Origin of the sequence: Microbacterium sp. 1.5R, from assembly GCF_001889265.1 — a bacterium.
Lineage (GTDB): Bacteria > Actinomycetota > Actinomycetes > Actinomycetales > Microbacteriaceae > Microbacterium.
The window spans coordinates 2,867,216-2,879,810 of sequence record NZ_CP018151.1; the positions used below are offsets into that span (position 1 = coordinate 2,867,216).

Sequence of the window (12,595 nt, forward strand, 5' to 3'; positions counted from 1 at the left end):
GCAGAGGGCGGCGGAAGAGGAATGGAGGACGGCATCCGCACGAATGCCGGGCACGACGTGGTTCCGGGGACGGGATGTTCCGCCTCCGGCCGATCGTCAGCCTCTGTCCGTGGCGCTGAACGCGCCCACGGCTCCATTCCGCGCTCGATCCGGAATCCGGTGAGCGCTCTTCGACAACAGCACCCCGAGAGTCTACGCCCGTTTGTTTCGGAGCATGTCGGCTCGGGTTTCCTCGCTGCCACAGCCGACCTACTCTTGCCGGAACGTCCGCTCATGAAGGAGACCACCGTGTCCACGCCGCTGAACCGCCTTTCGCCCCTCTCGGTGCGTGAGCGTTCTGCGTGCATGTGCCGCCACGGCTTCGCATGCTCCTCGTTCGAGGCGGGTCACGCGCTGCACCTGATCCAGGCGCGCATCGCATCGGCGACCCCGACCGAGTGGGCCGACGCGATCGTCGAGCACGCCGATGCGGCGACCGGCGAGCTGACCGTGCGCACCCTCGACGGGGCGACTCACGCACTGTGGAACAGCGGCGGCGCAGCGCTCGAGGCTCCCGCGGGCACGCCGATCGCGCTGCACGTGCGCTACGGCGTGCTGGCCGTCGGTCGCACGCAGTTCAACGTCGCGCTCTCCTGAGGGCGCCGTGCGACTCGCTGCCGCTCAGGCGGTCGCCATCATCATGTCCTTGACGGCCATGCACGCGTCCATGCAGTCCTTGCAGGTCTGAGCGCACATCTTGCACACCTCGCTGTGGTCGGCGTGCGCCATGCACTCGTCCATGCACGTCTGACACATCGCGATGCAGGCGTCGAGCATCGCCATCATCGACGCAGGGGTCATGCCCTGCATCCGCATCATCGACCGCATCATGGTGTTGCACATGTCCGCGCAGTTCATGCATGCCGGCGAGCAGTCCATCATCTGCGTCGAGCACACCGTGCACGCCTGCTCACAGGCCGAGCACGCGTCCATGCAGGCCTGCATGACCGACATGTCCATGGTCGCCATGTCGGGCATCGACATCATGTTCGAGCGCATGGCGCCCATCATCATCGAGTCCATGTTCTACCGCTTCCTTCGTCGACCGCAGCCGAGGTGAGAGCGGGCAGGACCACCCGCCTGGGGCCAGGCTAGTCGTCGCCGACGTCCGCGTCGACGGGGAGGTGGCGCTGTCACGCCCGACCGCGGTTGTCAATCCCGTGTGCAGGATTCTCGGTCCGTGCGACGGTGGACATCCATTGATCGACTGATGAAAGGAATCGCGCCATGAGTGGAGCAGACGACATCAAGAACGCAGCGGAGAAGGCCGGCGGAAAGATCAAGGAGGGCGTCGGAAAGGCGACCGACAACGAGAGCCTCGAAGCCGAGGGTCGCGCCGACCAGACGAAGGCTTCGGTCAAGCAGGCCGGAGAGAACGTCAAGGACGCCGCACACAACGTCGGCGACGGTCTGCGGGACGCTTCCCGGGACTGATCCCTGAAACGGAGTGAGGCCCGCCGAAGCGGGCCTCACTGCGTGGATCAGCGGGTGCGGCTGCCGGAGATCGCTCGGATCAACCAGGCGATGACCGCGATGGCCAGCAGCACCAGGCCGACCCACAGGAGGAACTGCAGGGACTGCACGAGCCCGCCGGTGATCGCCAGGATGATGGCGACCACGATGATGATGATCAGCAGGATGTTCATCGGTCTTTCCCTTCTTGGGGGCGCGGGGGAGTGCGCCCATCGGTCACTCAACCTAGACCCCCGGGGCCTGTCACCGGAGGGCCTTGACGCGGGGCTTCCCGCCGTGCGAGAGGAGCAGACGACATGCCAGGACGCAGGAACAACTCACTGAAGGATCCGGAGCTGTACGAAGAGCTCCGCGATGACGGCGCCTCGAAGGAGAAGGCCGCCAGGATCTCGAACGCCGCAGCCAGAGACGGCCGCAGCACGGTCGGGCGCCGAGGCGGCGAGCACGGCGACTACGAGGACTGGACCGTCGACGAACTGCGCAAACGCGCCAAGGAGATCGGCCTCACCGATTACAGCGGCAAGCGCAAGGCCGAGCTCATCTCGGCGCTGCGCGATCATTAGGTCCGCGTCTGTGGCCCGGTTCGGTGTCGAGGAGGAGTTCGTCCTCCTCGACGAGCAGACACTCGTGCCGTCAGCCATGACTCCCGAGACGCGCGAGCGCATCCTCGACGCGGCGGGCTCCGGTCTCACCCCTGAGTATCTGACCTGCCAGCTCGAGTCGGCGACCCAGCCGTGCGTCACGCGAGCGGATGCCGAGGGGCAGCTGCGTCGCACGAGAGGGATTCTCGGCGAGGTCGCTGCGAAGCAGGGATCGATCGTGGCCGCCTCCGGCACCCCCTTCATCTCGCCCAACCGCCTCGTGGTCTCGTCGTCGCCCCACTACGACGCGGTGTCCGCCCAGCTCGTCGAGATCACGCGTGAGCACGAGGTCAACGGCCTGCACATCCACGTCGAGGTGCCGGACGAGGAGGAGCGCGTCCGCGTGGTCAACCGCGTGCGGGCCTGGTTGCCTCCGTTGCTCGCCATCACCGGCAATGCGCCGTTCGCGCACGGGCGGGATTCGGGCTACGCGAGTTGGCGCAGCATCCTGATCCGTCGACTTCCTGCCTCGTGGAGTCCTCCTCTCTTCCACGATATGAGCGACTACCGCTCGCACGTTGATCAGCTGGTCTCGATGGGGGCCATCGCCGAAGCCAGCTCGCTGTCATGGACCGTCCGCCTGTCCGAGAGGTTCCCCACCGTCGAGGTGCGCGTCTTCGATGCGCAGCTGACGGTCGACGACACGCTGCTCGCCGTGGCCCTGACTCGCGCGCTGCTGGTGAGCGACGCCCTCGACGACTGTCACGGTCTGAGCCTCGACGCGATCGACGCCTCGCTGTGGACCGCGGCCAGATACGGCACGGATGCTCGCCTCGTCGACCCGGTGGACGAATCGATCGAACCGGCCTGGACGATCGCCGACCGGCTGCTCGAACGGCTGCGCCCGGCGCTCGCCCAGCTCGGCGACGACGATTTCGTGGTCGACGGCCTCGCCCGCCTCCGATCCGAGGGCACCGGCGCCCAGCGCCAGCACCGCGCCTACGCGGATGACGGCGCCGCCGGACTCCGCGAGCTGTATCGGACGAGCACCGCGACCCGCTGACCGCCCCGGAGGTCTCCCGGCGGCAGTAGTGTCGCCGTGTGGCATCCTCTCGCTTCGCGCCGCTGCAGCGGCTCGTGATATCCGTCGCCGTCCTCGCGTCCTTCGTGACCTTCCTCGACGGCACCGTGGTGACCGTCGCCCTGCCCGCGATCAGCCGAGAGCTCGGCGGCGGCATCACCACTCAGCAGTGGGTGGTCGACGCGTACCTCATCACTCTCAGCGCGCTGATCCTGCTCGCGGGGTCGCTGTCGGACGCCTACGGCCGGGTGCTCGTCATGCGCATCGGCCTGATCGCCTTCGGCGTGGCATCCGTCGCGGTGGCCGCCGCACCCGATCCCCTCATCCTGATCATCGCGCGCGCGGCGCAGGGCGCAGCGGGTGCGCTGCTCGTGCCCAGCTCGCTCGCGCTGATCACGGCGACCATGCGCGCCGACGTGCAGTCGCGGGCGATCGGCGTCTGGACCGCGTTCACGACGGCGGCACAGCTGGTCGGCCCCCTGCTGGGCGGGCTCTTCGTCGACTTCCTCTCGTGGAGATTCGTCTTCCTCATCAACGTGGTGCCGATCGCCGTCACGCTCGTGCTGCTCTCGCGCCTGAAGCTGAAGGAGCACCCCAGCGGTGTGCGGGTCGACTGGCTCAGCGGTGCGCTGTGCGCGATCGGTCTGGGCGCTGTGGTCTTCGCGCTGATCGAGCAGCCGAACCTCGGGTGGCAGTCCCCTGCGATCTGGATGCCCGGCGTCGCCGGAGCGGCGCTGTTCGCCTGGTTCCTCGTACGCCAGCAGCGCTCGGCCTCGCCGCTGATGCCGCTGTCGCTGTTCCGGGTGCGCGACTTCGCCTGGGGCAACCTCGCCACCCTCTTCGTCTACGCCGCACTGTCGCTCAACGGCTTCGTCGTCGGCGTCTACCTGCAGCAGGGCGCAGGTCTCAGTGCCACGGCGGCCGGCCTCGCGAGCCTGCCGATGACGATCCTGATGATCCTCGTCAGCTCGCGCGCCGGATCCTGGGCCGGTCGTTTCGGGCCCCGCATCTTCATGACCGTCGGTCCGCTCATCATGGCGGTCGGCGCGCTGATGCTGCTGCTCGTCCGCGAGGACTTCGACTACTGGTGGCAGGTATTGCCGGCGATGATCGTGCTCGGCCTCGGGCTCTCGCTCACCGTGGCTCCGCTCACCTCGGCGATCCTCGGCGCCATCGACGAATCCCGCTCGGGCATCGCCTCCGCGGTCAACAACGCGGTCTCCCGCGTCGCCGGGCTGCTCGTCGTCGCGATGCTGTCGACCATCATCGGCGGCACGCTCGATCTCGCGGGCTTCCACAACGCGGCCTGGGTCACCGCCGCGCTGCTCGTGCTCGGCGGTGTGGTGTCGTGGATCGGCATCCGCCGCAATCCGGCCGAGGAGGCCGAGGCTCCGGCCGTCGACGGGGCACCCTCGCCGATCGGTTGACGATGTCGGTGGTCGGGCGCACACTGGGGGCATCGTCCTACCGAGCACCCGGAGGTCCACCGTGAGCACGCCCCAGACGCCCCTTCCGCCCGTCGTCGACGTTGACACGTGGCGTCGCGAGCTCGACGCACTGCGCGTGCGTGAGAAGGCGGCGACGCGAGAACTCGATGCGATCGCGGCACAACGACGACGACTGCCGATGGTCGAGCTGCCCGACTACACGCTCGTCGGCGAAGACGGGCCGGTGCGGCTGCCCGAGATCTTCGGCGAGCACCGCCAGCTCATCGTCTACAACCACATGTGGACCGACGGCAATGAGTGGCAATGCCCCGGCTGCACCGGCTTCACGTCGCAGTTCACCCGCCTCGACTTCCTCGAGCGCTACTACGACGCCCGCTTCGTGATCGTGACGAACGGACCGATCGATGAGGCACTGGCCTACCGCGACAGGGTGGGCAACCGCATGACCTGGTATTCGAGCGCCGACAGCACCTTCGGTGCCGACATGGACGCCGGTCCGAACGAGGGCTTCGGCGTGAACGTGCTGCTCCGCGACGGCGACACGGTCTATCGCACGTGGCACACGAACGGCCGTGGCACCGAGCGCATGAGCCAGCTGCAGGGTCTCGTCGATCTGCTGCCCTTCGGCCGACAGGAGGAGTGGGAGGACTCCCCCGCCGGCTGGCCCCAGCATGAGACGTATTCTCAAGGGATGGGTTCGAAAGAGATCGCCGCACTGTACGGGGCCGGCAGCTGAGGCGCGCCACGGTCGAGGTCGCCGCCATCGCCGTGCTGGTCCTCACGCTCACAGGGTGCGTCACGACCATCTCCGACCCTCCGGCGCAGTTCGCCCTTCCCCCCGCGGGAGCGACCCCCGACTATCAGCTCGGCGGCGGCTACGACCCCGCCGACGGAGTCGGCATCGTCGGCCGGGACCGCTCGGATGTGCCCGCCGACGGGCTGTACTCGGTCTGCTATGTGAACGGATTCCAGACCCAGCCGGGCGAGCTCGACACCTGGCCCGACGACCTCGTGCTGCAAAGCGACGGCGAGCCGGTGTTCGACCCCGATTGGCCCGATGAGGCTCTGCTCGACACGTCGACGGACGAGCGCCGCGAGCGCATCGCCGAGATCGCCGGACCGTGGATCGAGGGGTGCGCCGAGTCGGGATTCGACGCGGTCGAGTTCGACAACCTCGACTCGTACACCCGCTCGGACGACGCGCTCACTCTCGACGACAACCTCGCCCTCGCGGCGCTGCTGGTCGACGTCGCCCACGACTCCGGACTCGCAGCCGGGCAGAAGAACGCCGCCGAAGACGCACCGGTGCTGCGCGAGCGCGCAGGATTCGACTTCGCCGTCGTCGAGGAGTGCAGCGTCTTCGACGAGTGCGGGGCGTTCACCGACGTCTACGGAGACGCCGTGATCGACATCGAGTACTCCGACGAGCTGCCGCGGTCGTTCGACGAGATGTGCGCCGACGACGACGCCCCCTCGTCGATGGTGCTGCGAGACCGCGACCTCGTCACGCCGTCAGACGACGGGTACGTGTTCGAGACCTGCGATCGCTGACCGTCGCCTCAGCAATGCACATCGATATGCTGGCCCCGTGAGCATGACGGGGGATCACGGTGGCGCCACGCCTGCGGCCTCGCGCCCGGCGCCCGCGCAGGTCGTGCGGCACGCTGCCTCCCGGTGGACGCGCGGGATCGCCGAGCTGCCCCGATGGATCTGGTTCGCCGCAGTCGCGGTCGCCGCCGTGGCCATCGTCGTCGCGGCGATGGGCGGGTTCGCCCGTGCAGAGGCTTCGCCGACGCTGCGCGGCGCGGATGAGGAGGTGCGCACCTCGCAGTACGCGATCACCGTGCTCGACGCCGAGTTCGTCACCGAGGTCGAGTCGGAGTATCTCGAGGCGGAGCCCGGCGAGAAGCTGCTCGTGATGAGCACGCGTATGGAGAATCTCTCGGATGCTCCGATCGGAGTCGGCACCACCGTCGACCGCATAAGCACCGGGTTCGTGAACACCGGCCGTCCGCTTCTCGACCTCGCAGGCGTCCCCGCGAGTGACTCGGTGGCGGTCTGGCGAGCGGACGGGTCATCCGGCCAGGTCATCCTGCAGCCGGGCGTCCCCAGCCAGGTGACCTTCGCCTGGACCATACCCGAGGACGCGTTCCTCGACGGTTCCGTCGCGCTCGACGTGCACGAGGTGCAGATCCAGCGTGGAGCGGTGATCCTCTCCTCACGAGCGGTCACGTGGCGCCCTGCCGCCCTCAGCGCACGCATCTCGGTCACCGCCCAGGAGACACGATGAGACGCGCGACCCCCTGGCTGGTCGGCGCTGCGCTGGTGGTCGCGGCCGGCGTGCTGACCGCCGTCACCCCGACCGATGACGACGTCATCGGTCCGACCGTCGTGCGTGGCGCCTTCGGCGACCCCGTCGAATCCCGCACTCTGATCGCGGCAGCGACGGACGCGACGTTCGCGGACCAGGTGGCGGTGTCCGGTGGCGACTGGAGCGCGGAGGGGAACTGGCTCGTCGTGACGGTGATCGCCTCGGCGCCCCGCACGGAGGTGGATGCCGCCATCCAGCTCGCGACGCTGACGATCGACGATCGCGTGTTCCAGGCCAGCGAGCGACCCGACGCGACGCTGATGTCGACCCCGCTGCGACTCGGCATCGACACGGTCGGGACGCTGGCCTTCGAGCTGCCACCGGATCTGACATCGGGGCAGGCGGACCTGCGTCTCATCTCCTCGTACTTCACCGCCGAGCTCGACGACGTGATCGCGATCGCGGTCGAACTGGACGACCTTCCTCGCACGCCGAGTCTCGAGCTCGATGACCCCGAACTGCGGATCCCATGAGCTGGTGGCGGACGCAGCGGACCGGGCTGATCGCGGTGGCGATCGCGGCCGTCGCGATGGTCAGCGCCACGGCATGGCTCGACATCGCGCCGAGCATCCGGCCGACGGATCGGGTGATCGACGCCGACACGACGGTCGACATCGCCGGACAGACCCTCACGCTCGGGCCCACGGAATGGGCGGAGTTCGAGGCGCCTGCGGGGACCCGCACCCTCAGCGTCCGACTGTCGTCGAGCGGCGGATCCGCGGCATCGCTCTGCGGACAGACGACGCTCACAGAGATCGACGCCGATCGCACCTGGCTCAGCTCTCGCGCAGACCTCGATGTGCCCTACGACGAGGGCGAGAGCTCATGCATCGCCGAGCCGGCGTCGTACCGCATCCTGCTGACCTTCCTGCTTCCCGACGACGCCGATGGCCCGTTCCTGCTCGACATCGAGGGCAGTGACGACGACCTCGCCCGCTTCCGTATCGAGCCCTGACGGGCGGGTGTCGAGGCCAGACCGGGGGCGGCCGATGACGGCGTCATAGGCCGTGGCGACGATCGCCACCCTGAGCGGTTCGGCGACGGCACCGATGGCGACGGTGACGAGCGGGAAGAACCCCGCCCAGAACGACGATTCGTGGCCCCCGATCAGCAGCAGGACTCCCCGGGTGCCCGCCTGCTCGGCGAAGCCCCACGCGGCGTAGGCCAGTGCGTAGACGCCGAAGAGCAATGGCCCGCCACGCCAGATCACCGCGACGGCAGCCCAGAGGCCTTCGAGTCGCATCACCAGCGTGCGCGCGATGCTCAGGGCCGCCCCTCGCGCCGCTCCCCCGCCGACGCGTGCGAACGGCGGAGTCGAGTCGAAGGTCGTGCCGAAGATCACACCGGCGACCGTGAGCCAGGCCGCGGGGACGAGGAGTGCGGCGACGAGGATTCCGGCCAGCCAGGTCGCCCCTTCCCATACGGCGGCGATGGGTTCGATGTTCACCGAGAACCAGTCGCCGAGGCTCTGCAGCCACCCGGCCGCCTCTCGTTCACCGAACCAGTCCAGGACGCTGACCCACCACCGTGCGACGAGTGTGAAGAGCATGAAGGTCCACAGCACCTCGGCATAGGTGGCCAGGATGATCGTCCACCGCGGCAGCCGGTCGGCGAAGCGCGTGAAGAGCAGTCGTGCGATCAACGCGATCACGAGCACCGTCACCGGCAGCACGCCGACCGCGATGACACCACCGCGATCGCCCATCTGGACGAGGTCGTACCCGGAATCGGCCAGCGCGATCGCGCTCGCGATCTGGAAGAACTCGATCTGGTCGGCATCGAGCAGACCCCACGCGGTGTAGAAGGCGAAGAACGGCAGGATCGCGGCGAGAGTCGCGGAGGCGAACTCGCGGAGGCCGCCGGCATCCTCCCTCCGGCTGTGCGGCAAGGAGGGGCGCACAGTGAGATACATCGCGACGTACGCGACGAGTCGGGCGGCGACCGCCAGCGGCAGCAGCAGCAGGCCCCCGAGCGTGGTGTGACCGCCGACGAAGCCGGCGAGCTCGATCAGTACGCGATGCAGCGCCTCGCCCCCGAGATACCAGGCCATGAGCGCAGGCCAGTGTCGGGCGAGGATGCGCCCGAACGTGCGGAGGGCCTGTGACATGTGCCCTACCGTACCGGTGGATCACCGTCGTCGAGCGGCATGAGGACACCGACCTCGGCTCACGCCAGCGGCATACTCCGCGGCACATCGAGCGTCAACCCGGTTCCCGCCCGCCGCCCTGCGGGGGCACCATGGCGTCGTGAACGCATCGACGTGGACTCCCCGCCGCGCGGTCTCGGCCGCGGTGGCGCTGCTGCTCGCCGCCGCACTCTCGGGCTGCGGCCTGACCATCCCGGCCGACCCGGACGGCACTCTCGCGTCGGCGACCGGCGCTGACCTGAGGGTCGGCGTCTCGGCCGATCCCGGGCTGGTCGACACCGATCGGGACACCCCCACAGGAAGCATCCCCGACCTCGTGACAGGCTTCGCCGACAGCATCGACGCCGACATCGACTGGACCTACGGGTCGGAGGAGACGCTGGTCGGGATGCTGGAGCGCGGCGACCTCGATCTCGTGGCGGGCGGCTTCACCTCTGACACCCCCTGGATCGACAAGGCCGGGGTCACCCGCGGCTATCCCGAGATCGACGGGGCCGACGGTCGCGAGATCGTGATGCTCGTGCCGCTCGGCGAGAACGCGTTCCTCAGCGCTCTCGAACGTCACCTCGACGAGGCGGTGGGGTCGCGATGACCGTGCAGCGGATCGGCCGCACCGAGCTGCCGGACGAGCAGCGCGCAGCGCTCCGCCGAGCGATCGGGTGGGAATGGTTCACCATCGCCTACACGTCGGTGACGATCGCGGTGATCGCCCTGGTCGTCGGCAACTCGCAGGCGATGCGCACCGCGTGGATCGAGGACATGCTGTCGCTGATCCCGCAGATCGCCTTCCTCGTCGCGCTGATCTTCATCCGCAAGCGCCCCTCGGTCAAGCATCCCTACGGCCTGCACCGCGTGATGGGAATCGGACACCTCGTGGCGGGCGTCGCCCTGCTGGCGGTCGGACTCAATCTGGCGGTCGAAGCGGTGACCGGGCTCATCGCCCGCGAGCACCCGACCATCGGCACGGTGCAGCTGTTCGGGCAGACGATCTGGCTCGGCTGGCTGATGGTCGCCGTGATGGCCGTGGTCATCGTCGGCCCGGTGTTCTTCTACGGACCGGCGAAGGCGAAGCTCGCGCCCGTGCTTCACAACAAGCTGCTCTTCGCCGACGCCGACATGGCCAAGGCCGACTGGCAGACCACGGTCGCCTCGATCGTCGGCGTGCTCGGTGTGGGTGCCGGCGTGTGGTGGCTCGACGGCGCTGCGGCTCTCGTGATCTCGCTCGGGATCGTGTGGGACGGCTGGCGCAACACCAAGACCGCCGTGATCGATCTCATGGACCAGCGCGCCAGGACGTACGACAGCAAGCACCCGCATCCGCTCGCCGGTGACGTGATCTCGACCATGCGCTCCCGCCCCTGGGTCACGGAGGCGGGAGTGCGGATGCGGGATCAGGGGCAGGTCTTCCACATCGAGGCGTTCGTCGTGCCGCATCGCGGAAAGGTGTCGATGGGCGACGTCACCGACCTCGCGACGCGCATCACCGACCTCGACTGGAAGGTGCAGGATGTGGTCGTCGTCCCGGTGGAGGAGCTCCCCCAGGGCGTCGACACCTCGGGCCGTGACTGACCTCGCTCGGAGCGAGACCCCGGACGGCAGGACGCCCACCGCACCAGTTAGGGGGAGTCCGTGCGGCGGGCGCCGTAGCCGGTCGCTCGGGGCGACCGGCCGCTCTCGGCAGGCGTCAGATGTCGTCCTCGTCGTCGCCGTCCTCCGAGCCCGCGGCGTCCGGATCGTTCGGGACCGGGTCCTCGGACTGCTGACGCGGCGCGAGCTCGTCGGGGATCATCGGCGTCTCGTCCGCCTCGGATCGCCCGCCGTCGGGGGTGGATTCGATGTCTGACATAGTGCTCCCTTCGTCGGTGTGCGCAGTCCGGTCAGCATGCCGAGGCGGAACAGCCGATGCGCGCCCCTTGACAGAACGCGCTCACCCACTCAGTGGAAGGGGCACCCACGGGACGCGGGTGCCGATGGCGATGCCGATACGGATGCCGCCGAGCGCACCGCACCGCCGGACCGCGGCTTGGTGGGCAGCCGACGCCGGTCGACGTCGAGCCCTTCGTCGAGGATCCGCAGGTCGGGGTCGCTGAGCACCGTGATCGCCGCGGCCAGCCCTGCGATCGCGAGCTTCTCGCCCGGGCAGCGGTGACCCGTCGGGACGTCGGCGCCACCATGAGGAACGAATGCGGCGAGCGCTTCGTAGTCCTCGATGTCGCGGAAGCGCTCGGGGTCGAACCGCTGGGGGCGCGCCCAGAAGCGGTCGTCCGTGTTGGTGCCCTGCAGGTCGAGGACGACGCGTCCTCCGGCATCCACCGTCTGACCGTCGATCTCGATGTCCGCGGTGGCCCAACCGGGAAGCATCGGCACGAAGGGAGAGGTGCGACGGATCTCCTGCGCGAACATGATCGACAGCGGTCCGCCGACGACCGACCCGCGCTCGACGGCCTCGGCCGCGATGCGCTCGCGCCAGTCGGGACGCTCGTGCAGCTCCTTCGCGGCGAAGGCCACGAACCGGGCGACTGCGATCATCGGACGGATGCTGTTCTGCAGCTCGACACCGGCGACGCGCGCCGGGAGCAGCTCGCCGTCCTCGTCGCGGTGATGCGCCCACACCTCGAGCGCCGTGCCCGATACGGCGCGCAGCGAGCCGTGCCGCACCGCCTCGATGAGCCGAGCGGAATGACGGTCCGACCACCACCGGTTCGCCAGGGCGGCGATGTACACCGGCGAGTACGGCGAGCCGAAGCCGTCGACGATCTGGGCGAGCCGCGCCGCCCATCGGGTCTGGGCCGCCGGCGTGCCCGGCACACCCGCCCAGCCCATGATCGCCCGGCCCAGCGCGCCGACGGCCGCGTCGTAGGCGCTGCGGGTGCCGCCGTCGAGCCACGCCCGGCGCTCGCTCTGCCATTCGCGCTCGAGCCAGGGCGTGAGTCGTGCGACCTGCTCGTCCTCATAGAGGGCGCCGACGAAGGCTGCTTTGCGGTGCCGGTGGGCTGTGCCGTCGAGGCTGTGCACGGAGCCGTGCCCGAACAGGCTCTCCTGCACGATCGCGGGCATGGCTCCGGAGCGCGCGATGCGGGTCTCGTCGTAGAAGAGCTCGACCCCCTCCACTCCCCTGACGAAGACCGCGTCACTGCCGAGCAGCCGCATCGGCGCCGATCTCGCACCCGGCGGCACCCGTCGCCAGATCCGCGCCCCGAACCCGTAGCCGCGGGTCAGCAGGGTGGGAGCGTCGTCCTGTGCCAGTGCGCCGAGCTTTCGCGCCGCACGCGCGGGGATGTCGATGAGTGCCATGCTGCGACGCTCGCAGAGACGTGGTCGCCGAACCAGGGGGAGGCGCGAGCGGGGCCTCTGTGCTAGTGCCCCACTCGTGCCGCGCGACCCGCACTCCGCCACGCGCGGTCGTCAACCCCCTGTCTGCGAATCGGAAGCCACGCGATCATCGTCACGACGCGA

General features: G+C 69.2%; 17 protein-coding genes. 12 read left to right on the top strand and 5 right to left on the bottom strand.

Annotated elements, in window-relative coordinates; all coding sequences use genetic code 11:
* Window positions 1-273 precede the first annotated feature (273 nt).
* Complete coding sequence (locus BMW26_RS13785) at window positions 274-636, top strand: hypothetical protein (RefSeq protein WP_232224471.1); 363 nt, start codon at window positions 274-276, stop codon at window positions 634-636.
* Between the two features lie 24 nt (window positions 637-660).
* Here the strand turns inward: BMW26_RS13785 and BMW26_RS17940 are convergent, their stop codons facing one another.
* Entirely contained in the window at window positions 661-840 is a 180-nt protein-coding gene (locus BMW26_RS17940; protein ID WP_232224472.1) for a hypothetical protein, read from the bottom strand.
* Between BMW26_RS17940 and BMW26_RS17945 the strand changes: the two genes are divergently transcribed.
* Both BMW26_RS17945 and BMW26_RS13795 read left to right on the top strand, forming a co-directional pair.
* Window positions 839-1,099, top strand: coding sequence for a hypothetical protein (locus BMW26_RS17945; protein ID WP_232224473.1), 261 nt, complete (start codon window positions 839-841; stop codon window positions 1,097-1,099). The genes BMW26_RS17940 and BMW26_RS17945 overlap by 2 nt on opposite strands.
* 167 nt (window positions 1,100-1,266) lie before the next feature.
* Window positions 1,267-1,473 carry a CsbD family protein gene (locus BMW26_RS13795; protein WP_053097611.1) on the top strand — a complete coding sequence of 69 codons (207 nt, stop codon included), beginning with the start codon at window positions 1,267-1,269 and terminating at the stop codon, window positions 1,471-1,473.
* 47 nt (window positions 1,474-1,520) lie between these two features.
* On the opposite strand, the gene BMW26_RS17780 is transcribed toward BMW26_RS13795, so the two are convergent.
* The gene (locus BMW26_RS17780; RefSeq protein ID WP_167347464.1) at window positions 1,521-1,685 is read right to left on the bottom strand and encodes a hypothetical protein; all 165 of its coding nucleotides are present in this window, start codon (window positions 1,683-1,685) and stop codon (window positions 1,521-1,523) included.
* Between the two features lie 123 nt (window positions 1,686-1,808).
* Between BMW26_RS17780 and BMW26_RS17785 the strand changes: the two genes are divergently transcribed.
* From BMW26_RS17785 to BMW26_RS13830, 7 genes are all read left to right on the top strand, one after another.
* Entirely contained in the window at window positions 1,809-2,075 is a 267-nt protein-coding gene (locus tag BMW26_RS17785) for a DUF7218 family protein (protein WP_072591745.1), read from the top strand.
* Window positions 2,076-2,085: 10 nt separating this feature from the next.
* Entirely contained in the window at window positions 2,086-3,156 is a 1,071-nt protein-coding gene (locus tag BMW26_RS13805) for a carboxylate-amine ligase (RefSeq protein ID WP_072591746.1), read from the top strand.
* Between the two features lie 38 nt (window positions 3,157-3,194).
* On the top strand, window positions 3,195-4,601 hold the full coding sequence (locus BMW26_RS13810) for an MFS transporter (RefSeq protein WP_072591747.1): 1,407 nt from the start codon (window positions 3,195-3,197) through the stop codon (window positions 4,599-4,601).
* A 61-nt stretch (window positions 4,602-4,662) separates the two neighbouring features.
* Window positions 4,663-5,358, top strand: coding sequence for a DUF899 family protein (locus BMW26_RS13815; RefSeq protein ID WP_072591748.1), 696 nt, complete (start codon window positions 4,663-4,665; stop codon window positions 5,356-5,358).
* Between the two features lie 32 nt (window positions 5,359-5,390).
* Window positions 5,391-6,173, top strand: coding sequence for an endo alpha-1,4 polygalactosaminidase (locus BMW26_RS13820; RefSeq protein ID WP_442922969.1), 783 nt, complete (start codon window positions 5,391-5,393; stop codon window positions 6,171-6,173).
* Between the two features lie 37 nt (window positions 6,174-6,210).
* The gene (locus BMW26_RS13825) at window positions 6,211-6,912 is read left to right on the top strand and encodes a hypothetical protein (protein ID WP_072591750.1); all 702 of its coding nucleotides are present in this window, start codon (window positions 6,211-6,213) and stop codon (window positions 6,910-6,912) included.
* Entirely contained in the window at window positions 6,909-7,466 is a 558-nt protein-coding gene (locus BMW26_RS13830; protein ID WP_072591751.1) for a hypothetical protein, read from the top strand. Before BMW26_RS13825 ends, BMW26_RS13830 begins: the two co-directional genes overlap by 4 nt.
* Before the next feature lie 350 nt (window positions 7,467-7,816).
* Here the strand turns inward: BMW26_RS13830 and BMW26_RS13835 are convergent, their stop codons facing one another.
* On the bottom strand, window positions 7,817-9,100 hold the full coding sequence (locus tag BMW26_RS13835) for a hypothetical protein (protein ID WP_053097619.1): 1,284 nt from the start codon (window positions 9,098-9,100) through the stop codon (window positions 7,817-7,819).
* Window positions 9,101-9,239: 139 nt separating this feature from the next.
* On the opposite strand from BMW26_RS13835, the gene BMW26_RS13840 reads away from it, so the two are divergent.
* On the top strand, window positions 9,240-9,731 hold the full coding sequence (locus tag BMW26_RS13840) for a hypothetical protein (protein ID WP_072591752.1): 492 nt from the start codon (window positions 9,240-9,242) through the stop codon (window positions 9,729-9,731).
* Window positions 9,728-10,708, top strand: a complete 981-nt coding sequence (locus BMW26_RS13845) for a cation transporter (RefSeq protein ID WP_072591753.1) — start codon at window positions 9,728-9,730, stop codon at window positions 10,706-10,708. The genes BMW26_RS13840 and BMW26_RS13845 overlap by 4 nt, the downstream gene beginning before the upstream one ends.
* A gap of 115 nt (window positions 10,709-10,823) precedes the next feature.
* Here BMW26_RS13845 and BMW26_RS17645 read toward each other — a convergent pair whose 3' ends face one another.
* On the bottom strand, window positions 10,824-10,985 hold the full coding sequence (locus BMW26_RS17645; RefSeq protein ID WP_157557439.1) for a hypothetical protein: 162 nt from the start codon (window positions 10,983-10,985) through the stop codon (window positions 10,824-10,826).
* Window positions 10,986-11,074: 89 nt separating this feature from the next.
* On the bottom strand, window positions 11,075-12,433 hold the full coding sequence (locus BMW26_RS13850) for a cytochrome P450 (RefSeq protein WP_072591754.1): 1,359 nt from the start codon (window positions 12,431-12,433) through the stop codon (window positions 11,075-11,077).
* Between the last annotated feature and the right edge of the window lie 162 nt (window positions 12,434-12,595).

Coding starts and splice junctions, on each gene's coding strand:
- BMW26_RS13785 (WP_232224471.1), top strand. CDS start 274: ATGAAGGAGACCACCGTGTCCACGCCGCTGAACCGCCTTTCGCCCCTC.
- BMW26_RS17945 (WP_232224473.1), top strand. CDS start 839: ATGCCCTGCATCCGCATCATCGACCGCATCATGGTGTTGCACATGTCC.
- BMW26_RS17940 (WP_232224472.1), bottom strand. CDS start 840: ATGACCCCTGCGTCGATGATGGCGATGCTCGACGCCTGCATCGCGATG.
- BMW26_RS13795 (WP_053097611.1), top strand. CDS start 1,267: ATGAGTGGAGCAGACGACATCAAGAACGCAGCGGAGAAGGCCGGCGGA.
- BMW26_RS17780 (WP_167347464.1), bottom strand. CDS start 1,685: ATGAACATCCTGCTGATCATCATCATCGTGGTCGCCATCATCCTGGCG.
- BMW26_RS17785 (WP_072591745.1), top strand. CDS start 1,809: ATGCCAGGACGCAGGAACAACTCACTGAAGGATCCGGAGCTGTACGAA.
- BMW26_RS13830 (WP_072591751.1), top strand. CDS start 6,909: ATGAGACGCGCGACCCCCTGGCTGGTCGGCGCTGCGCTGGTGGTCGCG.
- BMW26_RS13835 (WP_053097619.1), bottom strand. CDS start 9,100: ATGTCACAGGCCCTCCGCACGTTCGGGCGCATCCTCGCCCGACACTGG.
- BMW26_RS13845 (WP_072591753.1), top strand. CDS start 9,728: ATGACCGTGCAGCGGATCGGCCGCACCGAGCTGCCGGACGAGCAGCGC.
- BMW26_RS17645 (WP_157557439.1), bottom strand. CDS start 10,985: ATGTCAGACATCGAATCCACCCCCGACGGCGGGCGATCCGAGGCGGAC.
- BMW26_RS13850 (WP_072591754.1), bottom strand. CDS start 12,433: ATGGCACTCATCGACATCCCCGCGCGTGCGGCGCGAAAGCTCGGCGCA.